Genomic DNA, 24,933 nt, shown 5'->3' with positions numbered 1-24,933 from the left:
ACAAACAGCCAGCCCCGGTCTCCCGGGGCTGGCTGTTTGTGTTCAGCGCCTTACTTCTCCTGTTTCTGGGTTCGGTATGCACCTGGTGTTACATGTTCTTTTTTACGGAAGGATCGAATAAAGTTCTGTGGATTATGGTACTGCAGCCTTTCAGCAATCTCTTTAATGGTCATATCCGTTTCCACCAGCCACTTCTTAGCCATTTCCAGACGATAGTTCATCAGATACTCGCTAAACGTCATCCCGTACTCTTTTTTGAAAATACTGCTTAAATAGTTCGGACTGTAATGGAGACGATCACCAATTAATTCTAGCGTTAAGTCCTGATCAAATTCCGAGCGGACAATCACCGCAATTTTATCGGATAAGAGGCGGAACTGACGGTCTGTCTTCTCCTTAACGCTGGTCACCATCGGATGGATAACTTCTTTGACCAAAATGCGTTCGATCTCTTCCGGATTACGGATGTCTAACAATCGGTGATACAACGTAGAATTGTCCTCTGTCAGCAGAACCTCTACACCCAGCAGCTGCTCCAGCTGAATCAGATTGTTGACGAAACGTATTAATGTGACTTCGAAATTCAAAGGGTTCTTACTGTGCTTCATCATTTCCCCGAGTAATGGATACAGAGAACAGGAGACTTGTTCTTCATCTCCAATCCGAATCGCGTCAAATAACTGGGACTCAAACTCAGACGGATAATGCAGTAGAACTGGACCCGAGATCACCTTCGATATATCCTCATAGAAGATGATAGACTCTTTGCCCAGATTTAAACGATGATGCAGCGCCTGCTTACTCATCTCGCAAGCTTCCCTACTAAACAATAAATTATCATAAAAATTGCTGATTCCAACGCTAATGGATAGTTTCAGGATCTCTCTAGCTGTTCGAATAATTGTCTTGGCATAGTCCAGTGCTATTCTCCGGTTCTCCTGTTCATTCGCTCCCTCAAAGATCAGGATGGTTGCTTGTGTACGGTCATTTAATAGGATAGGAATCATCCGCTTCTCCTGCGGAATTAGCTCTTCCACCAGTTTGTTAACCGCTACAAGCAGAAGATCCTTATCGCTAGCCTGCCGTTCCCCATAGTTATCCAGCTGTATTAGCAGCGTTGCATACACCGAATTCTGTGACAGCTCATAACCGAAACGAGGCAAACCCAGATTAAGCTCTTCTTGGGATATCCGGCTACGAAACAGATTTAGAATAAACTGAGTTTCCAACTTAGGCATCTCAGACTCAATCAGACCCTCTAGGCTTTCTTTCTCCGATAAGATGGTATCAATCGAATTAATAATCCAGTCTACCTCATTCTTAGGCTCTAGCTCCGCATTGGCAGGCAATAATCGGCGCTGAATCTGCCGGAATGGCTTGGTGAAATACAAAGAGATCACATAAGCGACTACCGCAATCAACAACGTAATAAGCAGTACCATCATCACAATCCCAAATCGGGTTGTCTTTAGTGCATCAGAAATTTCTGATTTATCCAAAATAGTTACGTAGATCCAATTATTATAAGAAGATTTAGCATAAATAGCTTTTATCGATTGGTGATCAGCCCGCTCCATGGCAATCGTCCCCAATTGCCCCCCGCCTCCGGCAACATTAGTGATATGGCTAAGTTGATTATTAGTCAGCAGGGACTTTCCAGTTTCCGACTCATATAAAAGCTCACCCTCCCGGTTAAGAATAAACACCGGTGTGTTTCCTTCGGTCTGAAGGGTGCTCTGCAAGGTCTGAAGGGATATATCAGATAAGGCAATCGCCTGTTTGGTCTGTGAGAATACCGGCAGGGTATTTACAAAGCGGATACCCTTATCCGTCTTAACCCAAAACAACCCCCGGCTACGGTTATTAATATAGCTCTCATAAAGTGTCCTGCTCTCTTCTTCCGTTAAATGTGAAAGCTTACCATTGGAAATCTGCCATTTCTGCTCCAAACTGATTAGAGAATAATTAACAAAATCCATCCCCATGCTGGCAATGTAGTTAAGCTGGGAATTAATCTCGCGATACTTCTCAAAATCCTGCTCGGTGATCGGATTTTGCACGACCTCCCTGAAGGAACTGGTGGTACTGTAAGTATTAAAAGCGTATTCGATGGTCTGAATTTTCTGTTCCAGGGTGTTTTTAATTTGAGTAATTAAACTCTGTTTATCATCCGCTACTCTTTCATTTACCGAATTAATCGTCGTCAGATAAATATAGCCACCGAAGCTAATAACCAGGCCAATTCCCAGCACCAGAATAGGAACAAAAATCTTGTAGAATATCCTGCCTCTTTTCATGATAGACTCCTTAAGCATGTAATTATTTTCAATTATAGCGCTTCCAATAGGTTAAACCAAATGTTTTAAATGTGTATAATCGCAACCCTATTTTTATAAAAAATAGAAAACAAAAAAACAAGGCAAAAAGCGCTTCATCAAGCCCAGTGCTCAATGAAGGTTTTTTGCCTTATATTATATATGATTTTATTCCCTATCCTTATATTTCAATCTCTTCCGTTGAATCCGAAAGACCACCACTCTGCACGCCATTATTATTGGCTACCGCAAGAACATATACTTTATATTTAACACCCTTAACAATTAATGCACCATTAACATCTCTTCTCGAGGCTACAATTGTAGGATTCGTTCCGTTAGGCGTTATCGACGTATAATACGAGGATTTCACCTCAATTGCTTCCGCTGAACCAAAACCTTGTTTGGACGGAACCACCAGAATTCGATATTCCGAAATGTTAGACTCGTTAGAGGAACGGTTGAAACTTACTAGTATTTTACCCTCATCCACACTGTACGTTACATTGGTGACAGAGGTTACCGGCAGCTTAGTGGATAAAGTTATGGCATTCGACTCTGAGGACAACACATTAGTGCCTGAGTACTTGCCGCTGCCAATCGTTAACACATACACTCTGTAACTGATTCCACTCTTTATTAAATTTCCGTTTACGTCTCTGGCTGAAGAATCCAAGACTTGACTGGTATTATTTCCTGAAGTGCCTACCGCTGTGTAATTGGAGCTAGAAACCGCATTTGCCTGGGTTAAACTAAAGCTGCTGTAATAGGAAGTAGGTACAATCAGGATTCGATACTGGCTAATGTACGTTTCATCCGTGGCATGGTTAAAGGATACTTTTAAATCCCTGCCGTCTTCGTAATCATTAACGTCCCTTACATCCAAGCTCGAAATAGGAGCCAATTTGTAATCTACATTCAACGTAATTAAAGGTGAACCAGAAGAAAGAACATTGCTGCCTGAGTAATTCCCGCTTCCGACGGTTAATACATATACTCTGTAATTGATTCCACTCTTTATCAGGTTACCGCGCACGTCCCTTGATGACGAGGTTAACACTTGATTGGTGCTGGATCCTGTTGTGCTCACTGCTGTGTAGTTAGAACTGTACACATTATTGGCGTCAGATAAACTGAAGCTGCTGTAATAGGAAGTAGGTACAACCAGGATGCGATACTGGCTAATATACGTTTCATTCGTAGCGTGGTCAAAGGATACTCTTAAATCACGGCCATCATCATAGTCATTTACGTCGCTTACATCCAAATTGTAGACAGCACTCACATTGTAGTCAACAGCCAACGTAATTAATGTTGACTCCGTTGAGAGAATGTTGGTGCCCAAATTCTTCCCGCTTCCAATCGTTAACACATACACTCTGTAAGGTGTTCCATTCTTAATCAAATTACCACGCACGTCTCTTGCTGACGAGGCTAACACTTGACTGGTGCTAGATCCTGTTGTGCTCACCGTTGTGTAGTAAGAGCTGGAGACATTATTCGCCTCAGATAAACTAAAGTTGTTGGAATAAGCTGTAGGCACAACTAGAATTCGGTACTGGCTAATATACGTTTCATCTGTGGCGTGGTTAAAGGATACTTTTAAATCACGGCCATCTCCAAAGTCACTAACGTCGCTTACACTTAAATTAGAGACATTGACCGAGGACAGCGTAATCGCAGATGAAGCAGCAGACAATAAATTATTGGCTGTATTACTGCCACTATCTACACCCATAACAAACACACGGTAACCAACTCCCGTCTTAATGAGGGCTCCATCCACATCCCTCGCTCCTGACGATAGGATCTGAGTGATATTGGAGCCTGTTTTGTTGACCTGTGTGTAATTTGAACTGCTAACAGCATTTGCTGCCGCCAAATTAAAAGAAGAATAATTAGTAGCTTTGACTACAAATATCCGGTAAGAACTCACCTTGGATTCATCCGATACCTTATTAAAACTTACGGCTAAATCGCGGCCATCACTATAATCGCTCACATCACTTACTTGTACATTACTTGGAGCAACGACTACAGTATTAGTATTAAGCGATATAGTCGAAGAACTATACGAGAGAGCGCTGGTATTATTGCCTTTGCCCACTGCGAAAACATAAGCTACATAGGTTTGATTACCTTTAATGAGGTCACCATCCACATCCCTTGAATTTGCGGTCATTCTAATCGTAGGATTAGTGCCTGTAGCTAAAACAGTAGAATAATTGGCGGATGTAACCTTTTGTGCAGATGAGATATTAAAAGTGCTCCAAGCCTTTACAATCATTACCCGGTAATGATCCACAAGAGCTTCATTAGAAGATTGGGTGAAGCTGACCTGGAGATCACGGCCGTCACCGTTATCACTTACATCCTTTAACTGTACATTCGATGCCGGATTTACAGTTCCAGTTTTACCGCCGGAAGTCGTTATGGTCACCACTTTGGTACTTGGATTCCAACCCACATCATGACCCAATGACTCACTTACAAACCGTGTAGGAACCATCGTTCTTCCTTTCAAATTCTGACCCGGCACATCTAGAGTTACAGCTTTATTGTTAATCGTGGCTGTCTTTGAGCCAATCTTTAACATAATCGTTGTATCATCTTTAGTTGCAGTTACAGTTTGTGTTTTCTGATTCCACTTGATGGTGGCATTAAAGGCTTCAAAGATTGCCCGTAGGGGTACCATCGTCCGTCCATTTACCATCACCGGTGCTTGATCTGTGGACAATCGAACCCCATCAATAAAAATACTGATGGGCGCAGTAGCAGCTTTCACTGAAGATTGAAACATCATCGGCAAAACTAATAAGCCCACTAAAATAGAAATCCATAACTTCTTCACAGATTCACCCTCCTGGAATGACGAATACATTTTTTTCCTAACCTTTTGACGCTCCTACTAGGATAAAAGTTTCACGCATTATGGTTACAATATTTTAATCTTGAACCCGTTCCTTCGATCTGCCATAAACCGCTCTGTAAAAAGAAAAAGAAAGCGCAGTGTGCGCTCTCTCCTTTGTGTTATTCGCTGATACTTTTATCCACATTTTTCTTCGGAATTCCATCCAATCCGTACTCCCAATCATAAGCATCAAAAATTTTTCTCGCTACAGGTGCTGCACTACTAGATCCAAATCCGCCTTCAGGAATAACTACAGCTACAGCAAGTTTTGGATTTTCACGTGGTGCAAAAGCTATAAACACTCCGTTATCACGGTTTATGTTTTTACTATCCGTCTGTTGTGAAGTTCCTGTTTTACGCGCAAAATCATAGGGGAAATCACCGAAGGCACTTTTAACGTCACTGTTCATCCCTTTCTTTATCTCCCGCCAATAGGATTTATCGAAAGTAGTCACTTCATCAAGCACTTCCCGTTTGAATTCTTTGATAACTTTACCTTTGGAGTCCGTGATCTTGCTTACTAGCTGTGGTTTGATTCGTTGCCCTTCATTGGCTAGTGTAGCCGCATATTGCGCCAACTGAAGAACGGTATAACGTCCCTGCTGCCCAAAAGAAGCATAAACAAGTGCCGACTGAACTGAACCCGCTTTAGCTTCAGCTTTATAATTCAAATCACCCAAGTATTCCCTTGGTAAACCTATCCCTGTTGGCACACCTAGACCGAATTCTTTCATATATGTGTCCCATACCCCGATGCCCTTAGACTTGTATTTTTCGTACAATTTTTTTCCGATCATATCAACCATATATACGTTTGAAGATTTTTCAATGGCTGTATAAGGATACAAAGAGCCGTATACATGATTGGATGAGTTCCTTACATTAGTCTCATGTCCTTCCCTACCAAATGAGGTGATCCCTTTATCTTGATAAGTAGAAGAAGTACTTATAAAGCCCTCTTTTAAGCCAATTAACACACTCAATGGTTTTATGGTCGAACCAAGCAGCACGGTGGATTCAAAATTATGCCCTGATCTTCCTGATGAGTATGGAGTTATCGTTCCATTTTGGTAATGCTTTTCAATTTTTTTATACACCTCTGGAGAGATCGAACCCGTAGCCCAGCTGTTGGTATCATAGTCAGGCATACTTGCCATAGCAATAATATTACCTGTATCCACTTCCATGGCTACAGCGTAACCTGTTAAAGCATCAGGATGTGTTTCTCCCTGAACGGTGTGTGAATGTAACCACTGAATCTGATCTTTAATGGCTTCTTCGGTCTTCAGCTGAATTTTTTTATTAAGGGTAGTCCAGATAGTGCTTCCTTTGACCGGGGGTTCAATACTTACAATTTTTTCTGCCATATTCTGCGGATCTACGGAAACTTCCTTATAACCATTCTGGCCCCGAAGCTCTTTCTGGTATTGCAGCTCTAAGCCATCAAAGCCTACTAGCTCATCCTCTTTATAGTTAAGTCCAGGGTTCTGATTATTTTTCATCGCCTGAAGTACATCCTTATAAAGATCTAAACTAGTAGAGGATTTAAAAAATTTCACGTAACCAACAGCTTGTACAGCCACCGTATCGGTATCATAATGCCTGCTGCTTTCCTCTATCACTTCTAGGTTTGGATATTCGTTTTTGTGTTCTAAAAAATAAGCGATTTCTTTCTTAGTTAAACCTGATTTAATTCTTCGTGCTACATAACCAGAGAGTTTTTTTGAATATAAATCCATAGACTCAAGGATCTCTTCTGTGGTTAGTTTTTTTTCATTAGGATCACCATAAGTTTCGAAGGCTTCTGCTAACTTGCTGGCGAGTGCCTTTGATTTATTATTTGCCTCAGCAGTTAAGGTAACTTTTTTCGTAGTTTTATCTGTTTTTGTTGCGGTATATTCCTTATCCAAAGTAAGGTACAAAGATTGAACGGGCGTTGAGTATGCCAATTTCTCACCATCAGCAGCGAGGATATTCCCTCTCAATGCCGATAATGCCACTATTTTCGTATCCCGATTAGCCTCAGCTTCAGATAACGTGGGTCCTTCGACAAATTGCAAGACCGCAAGGCGTAGGATAATCACACAAAAAATAATAAAAGTGCTAAAGAAAAAAATATTGATTCTTAATTCGCCAGAGTTGTTAATAGTTTTGCTGCCGTCTTGTACACCTTTTCTGTCGAAGAGCCTCACATAATCCCACTCCTTATTTCCAAAATTCTACAACATAAGATTAAAGTATAAACTAGCAAACGGAAATATACAAAATTAAGAATAATAGTTAAATAATTGTTCACAAATCGATAATATCCAATTAAAAAAGCAGCTTTCCCCGGTATGGGAGAATCGCTGCTTTTTGTTTATGGGCGTTGGTGGCCTGCACCAATAAATTCTCAACATTCGCTGAGGCTTAAGGACTCAGATGACGTTATATGCGGATTTTTAGCCTTTGGAGCTTGGTTTCGGACTCCAATGACGTTATTTCATAGGAAGAAGGGCAAATCGGGTGCTTTTCATGCCAATAGCGACTATGCGGTCCGTTGTCACTTCAAATGCGAAATAAAACTGCGTTTAAGGTCATCTGTGTCCGATAGCTGTAGCGTAAGGGAGGGAAATCTTAAACGAATGAAACGATGTTTGAGGCGTTCTAGATGGAGTAAGCTCTAATTAATCAGGGGGTGCCCCAGCAGCCATTTTACGGCTGCTGGGGCACCCCCTGATTTTTTCTTATAACAAAATCTACACTTTTCTAACCTGTGACCGGTACATTAGAAACAAGAAATACGGAGCCCCAATCAGCATAATAATAAGGCCTGAAGGGATTTCTTTCGGCGCCATTATGGTTCTTCCGAGCGTATCGGCAATGACGAGCATCAAGCCGCCAAGTAATCCTGACAAAACAATCGAGCGTCTCGTATGATGACCAATCATCATCCGCACCGCATGCGGCGCCATGAGTCCGAGAAAGCCAATTGTTCCCACACTTGCAACGGCTCCCGCTGCAAGCAAAACGCCGATAATCATAGCCCAAAGCCGCGTTCCTCGAACCGGCAAGCCCAATCCTGTTGAACTCTCGTCACCAAATGCCAACAAATCGCATTTTCGGCCCAAATAGTATGCAATCGGAACAAGTACAAGCAGGAATGCAAATAGGATGTAAAATTGATTCCAGCTTCGTCCATAAGTCGAACCCGTTAACCAAATTAAGGAGCTACTGCTCCATAAACTTCCTTTGACGATCATGACCTGGATTCCCGCAGAGGCAATAGCAGAGACTGCGATTCCAAGCAAGATCAGAACCGATGGATTCAAGGACCTGCGCCAGGCCATAAAAAAGACAAAAGCAGCAGCCAGTGCCCCACCCACGATTGCGGCAAGCGGAACTGCAAATACCGTCAATGCTGGCCAAACGGTCATTACGGCCAAAGCACCAAAGCCAGCCCCTGAGGTCACACCAATAATAGAAGCATCTGCCAATGGATTTCGAACAGCACTTTGAATCAATACACCACTGATTGCAAGTGCGATCCCTCCTGCAGCCGCTACGAGTGTACGGGGAAGCCGTAAATTCAGCAGGACGGAATAGGATTGATCCCCCCTATGGAACAGACTACTTAGCAATTCACTGATCGGTATTTTTGTTCCCCCAAACGATAAGCTTACGAGGATAATAACAATGAGCAGCACGGTCATAACTATAACCGTCGGCACAAAGCGCAGACGCAGTCCCGCCCCACCGATACTCATCGATGATTGGCCAGCGCCTGAGCCCGATATATTTTTCATCTTGGTGAGTACCAGCCAAATGAGCCACGGGGCTCCAATAATCGCCATAACTGCACCAACAGGCATTTCACCCACACTGCTTCGCACTACACGCGCTAGCGTATCCGCTGCCGTGATGAGCAAGGCTCCCCACAACGCGCTTGCAGGAATGAGCAGGCGATGCTTGCGAATCCCACTAAGTCTGACGAGATGGGGAGCCACTAAGCCGACGAAGCCAATCGGTCCAACCACGCTGACTACAACCGCAGCCATTAATACCGATAGGCCAAGTCCTGTCGCCCGAATTAACCCTACTCGCTGTCCAAGTGAACGAGCGGTTGACTCATCGAGCTCCAGCGCATCAAATTGTCTGCCGGCAAATATCGCTGCCAATAGCAGCACTACGACAAAAGGCCAGGCATATATAACACCGTCCCAATCCAACTGGATTAGGGAACCTGAACCCCATAAAAACAGATTTTGTGTTTCTGTTCTTTTAAAAATATGTATGGCCGATGTAAACGCTCCGAGCACCATGGAGACGATCATACCTGACAAAGCCAGCCGAACAGGTGTGGCTGCCTTGCCTCCACTCAATAAATAAGCGGCTAAAGCAGCAAGCAGTCCCCCTGCAACTGCGAGCAAAAATGGAAACTCATGCTGCAAAGCAGGAAAAGCTACCATACCAAGCACGACCATAAAGTATGCCCCGGCATTAATCCCAAGTGTATCTGAGGAAGCAAGCGGGTTCTTCGTTATAGTTTGCAATAATGCCCCAGCCACAGCCAGAGCAGCCCCGGCCAGCAGACCAATAACTGTACGTGGCATGCGGATATCCCAGAGCAGATTATGTTCCATTATATCTTGGCGATTCAGCAAACCATCTATTACAGTAGCTGCAGGAATCTTGGCTTCCCCAAAGCCCAAACTTAAAACGAACAGAATGAAGAGGACGGCAAAGCCGCCCCCAAATATTCCAATGATCCGCCAGTTCATGCCGATAGAGGCTTCTTTGCTACTCTTTTCGTTCATAACCGCACTCATTTCGTTAATGTATTTACAACTTCATCCACGATAACTTTGGAGGAGATCGGACCGCCGAACACCCAAGTAGTACTGCTCAATCCGAAGGTGCGATTCTCTTTTACAAAGTTAAGGCCATTCCAAACGGAATTATCCTTCAGTTCTTTCGTGAAAATATTATCATCCTCTTGGACGATATAGATTAGATTTGTATCCTGAACCGCAGGCAATGCCTCAACTGTAGAGGTACTGAATCCGTAAACTTCGAAATTTTCGGGTTTCCAGTCGTTTTTCAGACCGATCCGATCCAAAGTTTGTACCGCAAGTGAATTATCTGTAAAAAGACGCATCGTTGCTGCATTCTGGTAGCTGTATGCTTGTGTCAGTACATAGTTCAAGCCTTCTTTGCCTGCATCAGCCAGCTTTGCTTTTGCATCTGCATAATGTGCATCCAAATCAGCAAGAACCTTATCGGCTTCTGCTGTTTTACCTACTGCCGCTGCAATTGTTTTGAAAGTATCTTCCATCAGTGTGTACTGATTACCTTCTCCTTCATTCGGATACAAGCCGAAAATCAATGTTGGAGCGATACTTTTAAGTTGATCATAAATTCCTTCATGCCCACCCGTATTGGCAATAATCAGATCAGGCTTTAATGAAGCAATTGTCTCCAGATCTGGCTCGTCACGGGAACCAACATCAGTCACGTTTGCATCAAGTGGTGCTTCAGAAGTCACATACAGCTTATAGTTTTCGTTATCTGCGTTACCTACTGGCTGCACTCCCAGTGCAATAACATCCTCCGTAAAGGTCCATTCCAATACCACAACTCTTTGCGCAGGTTTGTCCAGCGTAATCTCACCTTTAGAATCCTTTAAAACAATAGGACCGCTTGTAGATTCACTGCCCGCGTTTTCAGCAGCTGGTTTGTCAGTTGCTCCCGCGTTCGATGTTGAATTATTCTTTTGGTTAGTACCACAGCCTGATACGACCAATATGATAGCAACAACCATAAATAAACTAATTAACCTTTTGTGCATTTACTTTATCCCCCTGGATTCAACGTTCGAAGTTTATTCTATGATAACAGTTATCAATCTATTGATAATGATTATCACAGAAAACATATTAGTAATCTTATACGCGATTCTCCCGAAAGTCAAAGTTAAAATTTAATGCTTAACCGTCCCTACTCCATGATCTGGTTTGTAATTCTTTCAATGTGTATGGTCAGATACAGCATTTCATCATTTGTTAACTCCCGATTATATGTTTTATCAATATAGATTTTAATTTTCTCGACGCTTGCGAAAGCTTCCTTATACTGCTGCTTTACCAAAATAAATAAGCCATTCTCATTATCAGGAGGTGGAGTACCGTTGATGAGACGTTGTGCAAAAAATTTCAAATGAGTGATAAAACGGTAATAAGCAAGGGACTCCTCGTCGTACTCTAGCCTGAAATGGCGCTTCACGATATTTAGGATGTCGTTCATGATCTTGGTGATATTCACCATGTTAGGCATCTCTTCATTTAGTTCTGCATTCACCAGATGGAGCGCAATATGTCCGGCCTCATCTTCGGGAAGTCTGACTCCGAGCTTGGAATGTATAATTTGAAGCGCAGCTTTCCCAACCTCATATTCTTCTTTATAGAATTTTTTGATTTCCCAAAGCATGGCGTTTTTAATCTTCATCCCTTTTGAGAATCTCTCCAGCGCAAAACTGATATGATCTGTCAGACTAACATAAATACTGTCATCCAGCATTTTACCGAGCTGCAGTTTGGCGAAGTTAATAATCTCTTCTGAGAGCTCCATGTGCTCGATTGGAATCTCGGAAAGCAGCGTTTTTAGCTTATCTGAAAGTTTTTGATTACTTAAAGTGAATATCTTTTCAATTTTATCTTCTTCTAAAAAGTCTCCACGTTTTTTCTTAAAGGCCAGTCCTCTTCCCATAACTACTAGTTCAAAATTTTGGTCATCTATGACAGTAACAACATTGTTGTTTAACACTTTTTCGATCCGCATATTACAGCTCCTTACCTTTTCATCTTACGAAGCTAGCACTTTTTTATAGTATTCTATAATAAAAAATCGATCTCTAAGTAGCAGTACTAAGAGATCGATTCCATTCATACCTTATGACTCTTCAATAGATCACACTACAACAGTCAGCAAATCTTCGCCCGGTGTAATAACTGTTTTATTGGTACCAATCACATCACTATAATTAGCCGTATTGGTAATAATTATCGGTGTTGTGCATTGATAACCTTCATTTTTTATTTGTTCAAAATCAAACTCAATCAATAGATCACCCTGTTTAACGGTTGCTCCTTCTTGCACCTTCACATCAAAGTATTTACCTTTTAGCTTCACGGTTTCTATACCGATATGAATCAAGACCTCAACACCCTCATCCGATACTACCGCAATACAATGACCTGTTCTGAAAATAGTGGATACAACTCCACTTACCGGTGAATAAAGCTTACCTTCTGTGGGTTCAATTGCAATCCCCTTGCCCATTGCTTCAGAAGCAAAGGCAGCATCATCTACTGAGGTTAACGGGATTACGTTACCAGCCAGAGGGCTTACAACGGTTGAACTTTTAACGGCGTGAGGGAGGATAACCTCGCTTTTTTCAGTATTCGTTTTTTCTTCTACAATATTCACTTTCTTTTTATCTTCATAACCAAATACCATGGTAATTACCATAGCCAATACAATGGTCACACCTGCTATAATCGCTTGAACGACCAGCGGAGAGAATGCGGGAAGACTTAATACGCTCACAAATGCGAAGACTTCCATCTTCACTTTGAAAAGACCACTAAGTGCTCCACCTACACCGCCGGCAATGGTTACATAAATGAAAGTCCGTTTGTAACGAGTCAGCAAACCGTAAATAATAGGTTCTGTTACACCTGAAAGCGCGCCTGGTATAAATGTACTGCCGGCCAATGTTTTCAACTGTTTGTCCTTTGTTTTCAGGAAGATACCCAACGCCACACCCAGCTGCGCGAAGATGGCCATGCCGGCCATTGCATATATCGGATCTCCACCCTTAGCAATGTTCTCAAGAATAATTGGCACAAGTCCCCAGTGCAATCCGAGTACAGTCAAATACGTCCAAGCTATTCCCACAATTGCCCCTGTAACAATACCGCTTTTCGTACTGAGGAACAAAATAGCGTCTCCAATTAAATTCCCTACATTCACGCCAAACGGTCCGAAAGCCAAAATAGTTAACGGAACAATCACAATCAAACATAGCATAGGGACCAAGAACATCTGCAAATCCTTGTGTATAAACTTTCTTAGCTGCTTATCCAATAAAGCGTATATACAGATGGCGATAAAAATCGGAAACACGCTTGATGAATAGTCCGAAATTACTAAAGGAATACCTAAAAAATGTGGAGATTCAACACTTGCTAATCCCGTAATATTAGGTTCAAGTAAAGCCGCACCGATACTACCACCCACATAAGCATTAACACCCAGCCTAATCGATAACGTAATTCCTAAGAAAATGGGTAGAAAATAAAACACAGCATTACTAGCGCCGGCTAATACTTTGTAAGTTTCACTATCCGCACTTAGAACATGTAACGATGCAAGTACGGTTAATAGCGCTTTCAACATACCCGCACCTGCTAAAGCACCAATCAGAGGCGAAAAGCTTCTAGAAATAACATCAAAAATCAGAGTCCCTATAGGTTTCTTTACCTTGTTCTCGCCAGAGTCACTGTTAGGGGATATGGATTTGGCAATTTCTTTATACACATCAGCAACATGGGTACCCACTATAACTTGAAACTGTCCCCCTTTGCTAACTACCCCAATAATCCCTTTCATTTTTTCCAAATTTTCTTTATCAGCTTTTTGCTCATCGTTAAGTGTGAATCTTAGTCGCGTGGCACAATGAATCACATTGTTAATATTTTTCTCCCCACCGACAGATTGAATAATGTCTTTACTTAGCTGTTCATAACTCATTTTTATACACCCCTTTGTAACAGATCAATTAATCACGGTTATCAGGGAACACAAAAAAACCTAAATCACATCTATGTACGAGAGAGAATATCCCCGTAATCATAAATGAAACTTAGGTTTTGCCTGCTATGCAGTAGCAATCCTGATATCCGATTAATTTATTATTTACAAATTAACATGTTCAATTAATGATGTCAACAATAAACCACGGTCTGTATAATATTGGATAACAAAAAAAGCCCTGATAGATCAAGAATATCTTGATTATCAGGACTTTTTTTTAGAACAGGCTTTGTCCGTTGGATTCAATTACTTCTTTGTACCAGTGGAAGGACTTCTTACGGTATCTCTCCAGTGTACCTGAACCATCATCATGACGATCTACATAAATGAAACCATAACGTTTCTTCAGCTCGGCGCTTGTTGCGCTAACCAAGTCGATGCAGCCCCAGCTTGTGTATCCCATAACTTCCACGCCATCAGCAATAGCTTCCGCTACTTGAACCAAATGATCTTGCAAATAATTGATCCGGTAATCGTCGTTTACGATCTTCTCACCGTTCCCGTCTACAACCAGCTGATCGACGGCGCCAAGGCCATTTTCCACGATAAACAGCGGTTTTTGGTATCGGTCATAGAACATATTCATCACATAACGCAAGCCCTGCGGATCGATCTGCCAACCCCATTCGCTCGCTTCCAGATACGGATTCGGTACCCCGCCCAGCAGGTTTCCTTCTCCTCTGATCTGTTTCTCCGGATCAGCCGTTTCACATGTGCTCATATAGTAACTGAACGATATGAAATCCACGGTATGCTTTAGAATTTCCTCGTCCCCTGGCTCGAAATGAATGTGAATTCCATTTTCCTTAAAGAACCGTTTCATATAGCCTGGATAATAACCTCTGCTATGAACATCCGCAAAAAACATATTTTTGTGATCACTTTGCATCGCCTTGATCAAGTCGTCCGGATGCGGAGTGAGCGGATAAATTGGCATGCTCAGCACCATGCAGCCTATTTTGAAATCAGGATTGATCTCATGACCGATTTTTACCGCCAAAGCACTTGCAATGAACTCATGGTGAATGGCCTGATACAGATCCTGCTTACTCAATTTTTCCAATGGAGTATTGATTCCGCCACTCATAAATGGGAACTCTAGGATAGAATTGATCTCATTAAAGGTCAGCCAGTATTTGACCTTGTTCTTGTAACGATTAAAGATCGTTCTCACATAACGCTCGTAAAATTCCACCATCTTACGGTTAACCCATCCATCATACTCTCGTGCCAAATGCAGCGGGGTCTCATAATGGGAGATCGTAACTAGCGGTTCGATGCCGTATTTATGACACTCGTCGAACAGGTCCTCGTAGAACTGCAAGCCCTGTTCATTCGGCTCCAGCTCGTCCCCTTTCGGGAAAATCCGGGACCAGGCAATAGACGTCCGGAATACTTTAAAGCCCATTTCCGCAAACAGCTTAATATCTTCTTTATATCGGTGATAGAAATCGATACCAATCAACTTCATGTTATCGTCGGTAGGAACTTCTGTAGGCGCAGACTTAATGCCATGCGGCATGACATCTTGGGTAGACCAGCCTTTGCCATCATCCTGATATGCCCCTTCAAGCTGGTTAGCGGCTACAGCCCCACCCCATAGGAATCCTTCTGGAAATTGTAAGTTCATATTTCTTCCCGCCTTTGCTATTGTGATAGTATAGGTTTACTGCTCTAATCCGAATCCTAAACCTTGGAACGCGTTACATGTCAAGGATTAATCTTGCAAAGGAGATAAGCCGATGTCCACACTTGACGAAATTGCTAAGCTGTCGGGCTTTTCCAAAGCTACGGTATCCCGAGTCCTGAACGATTCTCCCCATGTCAGCAAGGAAACTAGGGAGAAAATTCTCGCCATTATGAAAGAGACGGACTATGTTCCCAATCGGAATGCCATATCTTTATCCAAAGGCCAAACCCAGCAAATCGGCATGATTACCTTAGACCTCAACGAGCTTATTTTGTGCTTCATGAACAGCTTCGTCGAAATTTCCGGCCGTTACGGGTATCAGACGATTATTTATACCACCGGCGGTGATAAACAAAAGGAACTTCAGGCCTTCGAGGATCTCAAACAAAAAAGAGTCGACGCTCTGCTTATTCTGACCGCTGTTAACGATAAAAATGTCATAACTTCCTACTGCAAATACGGCCCGATTGTGTCTTGGCAACGCATGGACCATCCTGAAATACCGTCAGTTGCCATGAACCAATATGATGGATATGCACTCGCTCTAGAGCATTTGATAGAGCGGGGTTATACGCGTATCGCTAATGCTTTTGGCCGCCCAAGCAGCATAAATACCCAGAGTAGACGACTAGCTTATGAGCAAATCATGACCAAATATAATCTTCCCATCGTTGAGAAATGGTATTACTCCACGATTTATGGAATCCGTGACGGAGAGCAATTGGTGCGAACCCTAATTGGACAACCCGATCAGCCGGATGCTATTCTGTGCTCCAATGATTTGGTGGCGGTGGGCGTTCTGAGCGAAGCACGTAGACAGCAGCTGGATGTGCCCCGTGATCTAGCCATCGTTGGTTTTGATAATTCGGAGCTGTCGCAGACGCTCGGAATTACCACTGTTCGGAATCCGATTGCGGGACAGGCGGAGAACGCCTTTCTTCTGCTGGCTCCAACCCTGCTTGGACTGGATATGGAGCTGCAGCCCCTATCGTTCCAACTGATCGAACGGGAGACAACATAGGTTGCCCATTCTCAGAAGATTCCGACTGTACATTCCATAAAAAAACAGTAAAATTGTATTGAAAATTTTGATGAAGATAGGTGTTTTTTATGACAAATAATGTATTGAATCCTAGGGTTGATAAATTCTTAAGTAAAGCGAAACAATGGCGGGAAGAATATGAGCAGTTGAGAACGATCGTGCTTGATTGCGGGCTGACCGAAGATTATAAGTGGATGCATCCATGTTACACATTTGATGATAAAAACATAGTATTAATTCATGGATTTAAAGAATATTGTGCGCTTCTCTTTCACAAAGGTGCCTTGTTACAGGATCCCAATGGGATTCTAATTCAACAAACAGAAAATGTGCAGGCAGCGCGCCAAATTCGGTTTACGAATGTGCAACAAATCGTTGAAATGGAAGCTGTTCTGAAAGCCTACATTCAAAATGCCATAGAAGTTGAAAAAGCGGGTTTGGAAGTCGAATTAAAAAAGAAAGAGGATTACCTCATTCCTGAAGAGCTTCAGACCAAATTCGCTGAACTTCCTGGCTTGAAAACTGCTTTTGAAGCCTTAACGCCTGGACGGCAAAACGCATATATTTATCATTTTTCTCAAGCGAAACAATCCAAAACCCGCGTATCCCGAATTGAAAAATTCATCCCGCAAATCCTTGAGGGTAAGGGATTAAATGATTAGCGTTGCTGACAATGAGTCAATTAAGCCTTAGGGTTTATTGGCTCTTTTTTTAAATTGTCTTCTTTTAACTGCTTGTAATAATCCTCAACAAAGGCCTTGAACTTTTTAGCGACATTAGTCATGTACCGGTTGGTATACCATGAGATTTCAATGGTGCGGGTACTTATGGGTTCTTCAATGGGAAGAAGCACAACAGAGGATCCTTGAGAACCCCCCCAAGTTACAGCGGGGATAAAAGAAACCCCTAGTCCCGAACGGACTAGACTGCGTACCATCGAAGGCTCATCGCATTCATAAATGATACGCGGAGCAAATCCGGCGGCGTGACAGAGAGAATCCGTCGTTTCGCGCAGCTGCTTGCCTATTTTCAAACTGATAAAACCGTCTTCCGCGAGTTCATTCAGACGTACACTTTTACGGATTGCGAGCCTGTGCTCATTAGGAACCGCCAGCAGGATTTCTTCCGTTAATACCGGTGTGGACACTGTTCCTGGAATCTTGAGCGGAGTAGAAGAAATACACAAATCAAAAGCCGGATAACGTGAGATCTCCTGATCCTGCTGCAATAGCTTGAATTGAGCTTCCGGGTACTTCTGACGAAATAATGTGATCATATCCGGAAGCAAATAGGAACCCGCTTGGATAAAAATCACTACAGTTCCTGTCGGTCGCTCAGACAAGTCCAATAGCTCTGTTTTCCCCTCCTCTAACGTTTGTAGGGCTAAATCAACTTTCACAAGAAACCGCTTTCCATATTCATTTAATCGAATGTATTTTCCTGTGCGATCAAACAATTTGACGTTTAATTCGCCCTCAAGATTTTTGATCATTTTACTAATAGCAGGCTGTGAGATTTGGAGTATTTCGGCTGCCAGGGTCATATTCTCAAGCTTTGCAACCGTTTGAAAGTACCGAAGCGAAAGTAAATCCAACGAAACCACCTCTTCTATAACCTTAGAGTTATGTATTTTATATATAATAATATATTTTTCATCATCATAGCAGAACACTATAATAAAGAGAATTAAAAATACATAAGAATCTGCAGGAGAAAGGGGAACTATAAATGAGCACACGAGAACCCATGGAAGAAATTATTACAGTCTCCAGTGGTCAGCTTAAGGGCATACGTCTGCCAGAACTTGGGGCGATCGCATGGTTAGGGATTCCTTATGCGGAACCTCCCATAGATAAGCTCAGATGGAAAGCACCGCGTGAGATAGAACCTTGGACAGGTGTATTGCCTGCATGCCATTTTAATAATAGCAGTGTCCAATTCATTCAAGGGGAACCTGGCGGCAGTGAAGATTGCCTCTTTTTGAATATTTGGCGACCGGATCATGCCGAGGCAGGCTTACCCGTATTCGTCTTCCTCCACGGCGGCGGAAATATTGGGGGTTCGGGACGGGATTTTCAAGGTGGAGAATTGGCGTATAAGACAAATAGTATAGTGGTTACAGTGAATTACCGTTTAGGAGCAATGGGATTTTTCCGGCATCCCTCACTCCGAACCGGGGACCCCTTGGATGACTCAGGAAATTACGGTCTCCTCGATGTTCTTCATGCGCTAAAGTGGCTGCACAATAACATTATTTGCTTTGGGGGAAATCCAGGGAACATAACATTAGGGGGCCAGTCTGCAGGTGCAAGAAATGCATTAGCTGCTTACCTTTCACCGCTGGGCAGAGGGCTCTTTCATAAGCTTTTTATTATGAGCGGAGGTTTAACAACGGCTGTTACGGAGCAAAGTGAAGAAAAAGCAGATGACATTTTAACAGAGTTATTATTAAAAACAGGAATGGTCAGCACTCAAGATGAGGCAAGAGAATGGATTTCCACACAATCTGCGGATAAGATTTCCGCCTTCCTATATCGTCAGAATGCCTTTCACTTTGTCGAAATCATTCGTGAGACGGGGCTTCAGATGGCTGCTTTTCCCCATTTGATCGAAGATGGCACGGTCATTCCTATTGGTGGCTTCGACAATCTAAATAACCGCGATCACCCTTCCCTGCCGATCATCCTTGGCAGCACTGCCAGCGAATTCTCCGAGTTCACTTTATGGGATACTCATTTCTTCTCCCTAGTGCAAAAGGAAGAGTTAGCTGGAAATCTGGAAGAAAAGAAGCTCTATGAAGCTGCAGTCCAATATGGGAGCGATCTGTATGCAGAATTTAATGTAGAGCAGACTACAGAGATATTATTAAGTGCGATTCCGGAGATGCCCATCTATGCTTACCGCTTCGCCTGGGGGTTAAGAGACGGAGTGATCGATCCTTATATCCGTTTTCTTATGGGTGCCCCGCATGGTGCAGACATCCCCTTCTATACAGGTGACTTTTCCAGTGTCCAGGAAAGATTTCCTGCGGATGTAATTTCCGAGCATAACGAGCCTGGGCGTAACATGCTCTCTTCCCTAATGAGGGACTATTTACGGCATTTCCTATATACCGGTAATCCTAATGCTGAGGGACAACCTGCTTGGCAACGATACACCCCTAATCCCCGGTCTGCGGAAATTCTCTGGTTAGATGCTAGCCAGGATCAAACTATTGTTCAATCCGTCTGCAAACTTGTAAAAAAAGATATCCTGTCCCAAATGGACAATGATCCCCGTTTAGCAGCAGAACAGCGCAATTGGCTAAAAAACAATTTATTTGCGGGACGTTTTTTCTGGTAAGATAAATGATTGTAAAATTCACGTAGAGGAAGGAACATGCTGTTGTGCTAACTTACTTACTGCTCTTAGTCATCGGGCTAGCAGCTGGCATTTCCGGTTCATTGGTCGGACTTGGCGGCGGGTTCATCGTTGTGCCTGCGTTGGCTTTCCTTTTTCCTGATATGGAGCCTTCACATCTGGCTGGAACATCAATGGCGATGCTGCTTTTCAACTCCATCTCAAGTACTTATGTGTACGCAAAGCAGAAGAGAATCGATTATCAAGCAGCGCTCACCTTCGCCGCCGTTTCGATTCCGGGTTCAGTAATAGGTGCACTCTTTACCAAGCAAATGGGCGGGAGAATGTTTTTCGTAAGCTTCGGTATTTTCTTAATCCTTGTCGCTTTATTGCTCTTGTTCAAGCCGAACAAACCCATCCATTGGCCTTTCAAACCAACCGTGAAGCGAAGCTTTTCCGATAATAGCGGGGCTCATTTCGAATATGCTTATCATATGCCTACCGGCATAATCATCAGTTTTCTCGTTGGCTTTGTAGCAAGCCTATTTGGGATTGGCGGCGGGAGTCTTATGGTTCCGACAATGACCTTACTTCTCGGCTTTGCCCCCCATATCGCTGTTGCAACTTCTATGCTTCAAATTTTCCTGTCAGCTATCGTAAGCACCACAACACATGCCTTTTTATTGAATGTTGAATGGTTTATGGTGTTAGCCCTAGCACCTGGCGCAATTATCGGCGGTCAAATTGGCGCACGCCTGGCAAAACGCCTTCCTGCCAAGCTGCTTTTAAAGCTATTAGCCGTTTTTCTCATCATCGTTTCGCTTCGTTTGATGATGAAAGGGTAGGTCATTATGTAAAAAGTCCTGATGGATCAAGAGTTTCTTGATCCTCAGGACTTTTTTATTGTGACTGTGGGACTAATTCCTTGATATCAACGACATTTCAAATTGCAGGGCAGAAACGGATCCCCTCTTCTATCATAATTTAGCCCCCTATGGATAAGAGACTTGGCCAATCCTATCGAATTTTAAGTCTCTTCAGGATTTCTTTAGAATTCCCCCACCTAATTCCTCAGTTTTTTTAGTTAAGATTTCTGTATTGAAGTAAGCGAAGGAGGTGGCATATTGGCCAGTAATACCGTCTTAGAGCTAATCAATCAGTATGGATATCTGATTTTTTATCTTGCTTTCACGTTAGGCCCTTTTGGAATTCCAATCCCTAATGAAATTACAATCCTCACTGGAGCTACCCTAAGCCACATGGGGATTATCAATTCCTGGATGACTTATTTCTGCATTTTATCAGGGCTATTAACGGCCTTTACGGTTGCCTACTTTGCAGGTAAATTCTTTGGGCAAAAGCTGAAGTGCAAATTTGAAGCTAACAGACATTTTAAAAAAGCAGAGCAGATTCTAAAAAAACGTGGGCGTACAGCTATGTATATCGGCATGTTTATTCCAGTTGTACGTTACATCATTCCCATGTTGATCGGGCTCAGCGGTACAAGCTATAAACGATTTGCCCTTATTTCATATCCCAGTGCTTTAAGTTGGACCTTACTGTTCTTTTTTGTAGGAACGTACTTTGGAGATCACATCCTATCAAAATTAATAAACATCTAAATCAATTCTAAAATTATGGAGGAATTCCGAATGAGCTTCAATGAAAAACTCTTATTTTTAAGAAGTTTTATTCATGATCCAAAACAGGTAGGCAGTGTTACCCCGAGTTCCCGGTTTCTGGCACACAGCATGGTTAACCAAGCCCCTTGGCATGAAGTTAAAGCAGTCGCTGAACTTGGATCAGGTACAGGTGCAATCACCCGTGTAATCAATACTAAGGTAACTAGTACAACGAAAGTGTTACTATTTGAGATGGATAAAACCATGAGGCATAACCTGAAGACAAGCTATCCGGACTTTTCCTGTTATCATAATGCTGCTAGTTTAGTAGAAACAATTAAAAGTTCACATATTCATCAGTTGGATTGTATTTTTAGTGGGCTGCCCTTTTTCAATTTTGAGCCCGAATTAAGAAATACATTGGTTGAACAGATCTACCAATCCCTTAAACCTGAGGGATTATTTATTGCCTTTCAGTATTCACTTCAAATGAAGAAGCAACTCTCCGAATATTTTAATATTGATACAATAAAATATGTGCCATTTAATTTCCCTCCCGCTTTCGTCTACGTCTGTCGTAAAAGGGAAACATAATAAAATAAATATAGAAGAGGGGCAGCGTCCATTGAATACAATTCTTGTTGCAGATGATGATTCTGAAATTCGAGATGTGATTCATGTTTATTTAAGAAATGAAGGTTACCAAGTGCTTGATGCTGCAGATGGTCAAGAGGCATTGAGTACAATACAAACAACTTCCATTCAATTAGTTATCCTGGATGTCATGATGCCTCAAATGGACGGTATCACAGCCTGTCTCAAAATTAGGGAAATATCAAACATCCCAATTATTATGCTCTCAGCCAAGCAAGAGGACATTGATAAAATCACAGGTCTAACTACCGGGGCAGATGATTACATGATCAAACCGTTTAATCCACTGGAACTACTGGCCCGTGTAAAAGCTCAGTTACGGCGTCAGTCCTTAATTGGAAAGGAAGAATTCAACTCTCTGCTTATAATTAAAAACCTGATCATAGATAAAAATAAACATTCCGTAAAGTTAAATGGAATGGAAGTTTCATTAACTCCACTAGAGTTTGCGATTTTAACCCTGCTTGCAAGCCGGCCTGGGCAAGTTTATAGTTCGGAGCAAATTTACGAGAGTGTATGGAAAGAGCCTTACGGATATTCTGACAATACCGTAATGGTTCATATTCGTAACTTAAGAGAAAAATTAGAAGAAAATCCAAGAGAACCTCTGTATATTAAGACAGTCTGGGGAGTTGGTTACAAAGTTGATTAAAATCATACGAAATCTACAAATAAATAAACGCATTCAATCCAATATCTTAATCAGGATGGTGTTGAGTTTCATAATTACCATTGCGATAAATACCTCACTTAGCATCTTGTTCTTTCATTTTGGAAATGCAACAAAATTGGATTGGGTGTTCAATTTTCTTGCCTACCTTCTTACTCCGATGTTTTTCATTATTTTCGTTATTACATTTTTTACATTGACCCGGCGAATCGTCAAAGATTTAATTGCGCTGGAACAAGGACTTCAGATTATATCCGAAGGTAATTTGAGTTATCGGGTAAATGTTGTGCGCCAAGATGAACTAGGACTGGTGGCTTTGAACATCAACCGGATGGCAGAGCGCTTAGAGCAACAGATCATCAAGGAACGCGAAATAGAAAAATCCAAGATGGAGATGATCACGGGGATTTCACACGACTTACGTACCCCTCTTACAAGTATTATCGGGTATATTGAGCTTTTACGTACAGAATCGTACCAAGATAAAAAAGAATACACACGTTTTATTCAAAACACCTATAACAAGGCGCTTCATTTGAAGAAACTCCTCGATGATTTGTTTGAATATACCCGACTTAATTCGGTGGACTCCCGTTTAAATCTGGAGAGAATCGATTTGTCGCAGCTTTTGAATCAATTGTTATTCGAATTCGAACCGATCGCTCAAGAAAACAATGTCCACCTTATAAAAGATATAGATAAGAGTCCAATCATCACCTTAATCGACAGTGAGAAAATAGCCAGAGCCATAGATAATCTACTTATGAACGCCTTAAAATATTCCATCAGCCCGGGAAGCATTAGCATACGAATTACAACCGATTCTGAACACTGTACCATTGAGATTGAAAATAAAGGAACTCCCCTCTCACAGGATCAAGAAAACCGTCTATTTGACCGATTTTATAAGGTTGACCACTCAAGAAAAAGCCAGGGAATTCAAACCGGGGCAGGACTTGGTCTTTCGATAGCTAGGAATATTGCTGAGTTGCACAAGGGTACTTTAACGCTTAAACACACTCATGACGTCTTCACATTCCAACTGAGATTGCCTTTCGGAGAGGATTGCTAATTGATTATGTCTGAATACTTACTTTTCTTACAAGGATTCCTCAAAGATCCAAAGCGGGTAGGAAATATTCTACCCAGTTCGCAATTATTAGCCAATAAAATAGTCCAGTCTGTACAATGGCATAATGTAAATGCCGTTGCAGAACTTGGAGCTGGTACAGGTGCTATTACACATCTCATGACATCACAATTAACGAATTCTACAAAAGTGCTTTTGTTTGAGCGGAATAAAAAAATGAGAGAACACTTAAAAGCAATTTATCCGGAATGCATTTTCCATTCCAACGCCAGCTACTTACTCAAGAAATTGAATCAAGAAGGCATCCGTGAGTTAGATTGCATAATTTGCGGATTACCATTTTTTAATTTTTCAATTGAAATGCGTGACAAAATCCTACATCAGATTGTTAAGTCACTTAAACCAGGCGGAATTTTAGTTGCATATCAGCACTCGCTGCACATGAAAAAAAGATGGGCTAAACAACTACTTATTGAGAAAATTGAATTTGTGCCTTACACTTTCCCTCCAACATTCGTATATATTTGTCGTAAAAAAGAATGACACATGAATATTCGGAAAACAGTAATTTCTAAAGAATGTATAAGTATTGAGAATGGAAATGGCCAGGCTTATGTGCAGCCAATACTGTTGCAGGATTATAAAAAAGTCCTGATGATCAAGATTATCTTGATCATCAGGACTGGATTTAGTGTGAGAAAACTACGTTCAAAGTCGGTGCTTAAGTGAATTACAACTCACAACGTT

At 42.1% G+C, this 24,933-nt stretch carries 18 protein-coding genes; 9 read left to right on the top strand and 9 right to left on the bottom strand.

Features of this window, described 5'->3' with window-relative positions; translation table 11 throughout:
- Nucleotides 1-50 precede the first annotated feature (50 nt).
- The 8 genes from MHH63_RS01775 to MHH63_RS01740 form a co-directional block, all read right to left on the bottom strand.
- A complete protein-coding gene (locus MHH63_RS01775; protein WP_036685428.1) occupies nucleotides 51-2,297 on the bottom strand; it encodes an AraC family transcriptional regulator in 2,247 nt (748 codons plus the stop codon).
- Nucleotides 2,298-2,496: 199 nt separating this feature from the next.
- Complete coding sequence (locus MHH63_RS01770; protein WP_076281966.1) at nucleotides 2,497-5,166, bottom strand: copper amine oxidase N-terminal domain-containing protein; 2,670 nt, start codon at nucleotides 5,164-5,166, stop codon at nucleotides 2,497-2,499.
- Nucleotides 5,167-5,345: 179 nt separating this feature from the next.
- On the bottom strand, nucleotides 5,346-7,418 hold the full coding sequence (locus MHH63_RS01765; protein ID WP_341171153.1) for a peptidoglycan D,D-transpeptidase FtsI family protein: 2,073 nt from the start codon (nucleotides 7,416-7,418) through the stop codon (nucleotides 5,346-5,348).
- Nucleotides 7,419-7,964: 546 nt separating this feature from the next.
- The gene (locus tag MHH63_RS01760) at nucleotides 7,965-10,022 is read right to left on the bottom strand and encodes an iron ABC transporter permease (protein WP_076130323.1); all 2,058 of its coding nucleotides are present in this window, start codon (nucleotides 10,020-10,022) and stop codon (nucleotides 7,965-7,967) included.
- 8 nt (nucleotides 10,023-10,030) lie between these two features.
- The gene (locus MHH63_RS01755) at nucleotides 10,031-11,053 is read right to left on the bottom strand and encodes an ABC transporter substrate-binding protein (protein WP_076184809.1); all 1,023 of its coding nucleotides are present in this window, start codon (nucleotides 11,051-11,053) and stop codon (nucleotides 10,031-10,033) included.
- A 149-nt stretch (nucleotides 11,054-11,202) separates the two neighbouring features.
- Nucleotides 11,203-12,042 (bottom strand): BglG family transcription antiterminator LicT, encoded by an 840-nt coding sequence (licT, locus tag MHH63_RS01750; protein ID WP_076144575.1) that lies wholly within the window; start codon nucleotides 12,040-12,042, stop codon nucleotides 11,203-11,205.
- A gap of 129 nt (nucleotides 12,043-12,171) precedes the next feature.
- On the bottom strand, nucleotides 12,172-14,016 hold the full coding sequence (locus MHH63_RS01745; RefSeq protein ID WP_076302384.1) for a beta-glucoside-specific PTS transporter subunit IIABC: 1,845 nt from the start codon (nucleotides 14,014-14,016) through the stop codon (nucleotides 12,172-12,174).
- A gap of 280 nt (nucleotides 14,017-14,296) precedes the next feature.
- Entirely contained in the window at nucleotides 14,297-15,709 is a 1,413-nt protein-coding gene (locus MHH63_RS01740) for a glycoside hydrolase family 1 protein (protein WP_341171152.1), read from the bottom strand.
- A 112-nt stretch (nucleotides 15,710-15,821) separates the two neighbouring features.
- Between MHH63_RS01740 and MHH63_RS01735 the strand changes: the two genes are divergently transcribed.
- Entirely contained in the window at nucleotides 15,822-16,790 is a 969-nt protein-coding gene (locus tag MHH63_RS01735; protein WP_076098815.1) for a LacI family DNA-binding transcriptional regulator, read from the top strand.
- Between the two features lie 89 nt (nucleotides 16,791-16,879).
- Entirely contained in the window at nucleotides 16,880-17,473 is a 594-nt protein-coding gene (locus MHH63_RS01730) for a YdeI/OmpD-associated family protein (protein WP_076098816.1), read from the top strand.
- A gap of 20 nt (nucleotides 17,474-17,493) precedes the next feature.
- On the opposite strand, the gene MHH63_RS01725 is transcribed toward MHH63_RS01730, so the two are convergent.
- On the bottom strand, nucleotides 17,494-18,405 hold the full coding sequence (locus MHH63_RS01725) for a LysR family transcriptional regulator (protein WP_341171151.1): 912 nt from the start codon (nucleotides 18,403-18,405) through the stop codon (nucleotides 17,494-17,496).
- Between the two features lie 134 nt (nucleotides 18,406-18,539).
- Between MHH63_RS01725 and MHH63_RS01720 the strand changes: the two genes are divergently transcribed.
- From MHH63_RS01720 to MHH63_RS01690, 7 genes are all read left to right on the top strand, one after another.
- On the top strand, nucleotides 18,540-20,153 hold the full coding sequence (locus tag MHH63_RS01720) for a carboxylesterase family protein (protein WP_341171150.1): 1,614 nt from the start codon (nucleotides 18,540-18,542) through the stop codon (nucleotides 20,151-20,153).
- Between the two features lie 44 nt (nucleotides 20,154-20,197).
- Complete coding sequence (locus tag MHH63_RS01715) at nucleotides 20,198-20,995, top strand: sulfite exporter TauE/SafE family protein (protein ID WP_076098819.1); 798 nt, start codon at nucleotides 20,198-20,200, stop codon at nucleotides 20,993-20,995.
- A 279-nt stretch (nucleotides 20,996-21,274) separates the two neighbouring features.
- A complete protein-coding gene (locus MHH63_RS01710; protein WP_076130315.1) occupies nucleotides 21,275-21,772 on the top strand; it encodes a DedA family protein in 498 nt (165 codons plus the stop codon).
- Between the two features lie 30 nt (nucleotides 21,773-21,802).
- Entirely contained in the window at nucleotides 21,803-22,366 is a 564-nt protein-coding gene (locus MHH63_RS01705) for a class I SAM-dependent methyltransferase (protein ID WP_076144587.1), read from the top strand.
- 31 nt (nucleotides 22,367-22,397) lie between these two features.
- Nucleotides 22,398-23,078: a response regulator transcription factor gene (locus MHH63_RS01700; RefSeq protein ID WP_341171149.1), complete on the top strand. Its 681-nt coding sequence runs from the start codon at nucleotides 22,398-22,400 to the stop codon at nucleotides 23,076-23,078.
- Between the two features lie 55 nt (nucleotides 23,079-23,133).
- Entirely contained in the window at nucleotides 23,134-24,168 is a 1,035-nt protein-coding gene (locus tag MHH63_RS01695; RefSeq protein WP_143761924.1) for a sensor histidine kinase, read from the top strand.
- 6 nt (nucleotides 24,169-24,174) lie between these two features.
- Nucleotides 24,175-24,729, top strand: a complete 555-nt coding sequence (locus MHH63_RS01690; RefSeq protein WP_081383349.1) for a class I SAM-dependent methyltransferase — start codon at nucleotides 24,175-24,177, stop codon at nucleotides 24,727-24,729.
- Nucleotides 24,730-24,933 lie beyond the last annotated feature (204 nt).

The organism is Paenibacillus sp. FSL H3-0310 (assembly GCF_038002785.1).
In the GTDB taxonomy this organism is placed as follows: domain Bacteria; phylum Bacillota; class Bacilli; order Paenibacillales; family Paenibacillaceae; genus Paenibacillus_AQ; species Paenibacillus_AQ odorifer.
This window is presented reverse-complemented; position numbering and strand designations above follow the sequence as displayed.

Coding starts and splice junctions, on each gene's coding strand:
- MHH63_RS01695 (WP_143761924.1), top strand. CDS start 23,134: ATGGTGTTGAGTTTCATAATTACCATTGCGATAAATACCTCACTTAGC.
- MHH63_RS01730 (WP_076098816.1), top strand. CDS start 16,880: ATGACAAATAATGTATTGAATCCTAGGGTTGATAAATTCTTAAGTAAA.
- MHH63_RS01690 (WP_081383349.1), top strand. CDS start 24,175: ATGTCTGAATACTTACTTTTCTTACAAGGATTCCTCAAAGATCCAAAG.
- MHH63_RS01735 (WP_076098815.1), top strand. CDS start 15,822: ATGTCCACACTTGACGAAATTGCTAAGCTGTCGGGCTTTTCCAAAGCT.
- MHH63_RS01775 (WP_036685428.1), bottom strand. CDS start 2,297: ATGAAAAGAGGCAGGATATTCTACAAGATTTTTGTTCCTATTCTGGTG.
- MHH63_RS01755 (WP_076184809.1), bottom strand. CDS start 11,053: ATGCACAAAAGGTTAATTAGTTTATTTATGGTTGTTGCTATCATATTG.
- MHH63_RS01720 (WP_341171150.1), top strand. CDS start 18,540: ATGAGCACACGAGAACCCATGGAAGAAATTATTACAGTCTCCAGTGGT.
- MHH63_RS01745 (WP_076302384.1), bottom strand. CDS start 14,016: ATGAGTTATGAACAGCTAAGTAAAGACATTATTCAATCTGTCGGTGGG.
- MHH63_RS01705 (WP_076144587.1), top strand. CDS start 21,803: ATGAGCTTCAATGAAAAACTCTTATTTTTAAGAAGTTTTATTCATGAT.
- MHH63_RS01760 (WP_076130323.1), bottom strand. CDS start 10,022: ATGAACGAAAAGAGTAGCAAAGAAGCCTCTATCGGCATGAACTGGCGG.
- MHH63_RS01740 (WP_341171152.1), bottom strand. CDS start 15,709: ATGAACTTACAATTTCCAGAAGGATTCCTATGGGGTGGGGCTGTAGCC.
- licT (WP_076144575.1), bottom strand. CDS start 12,042: ATGCGGATCGAAAAAGTGTTAAACAACAATGTTGTTACTGTCATAGAT.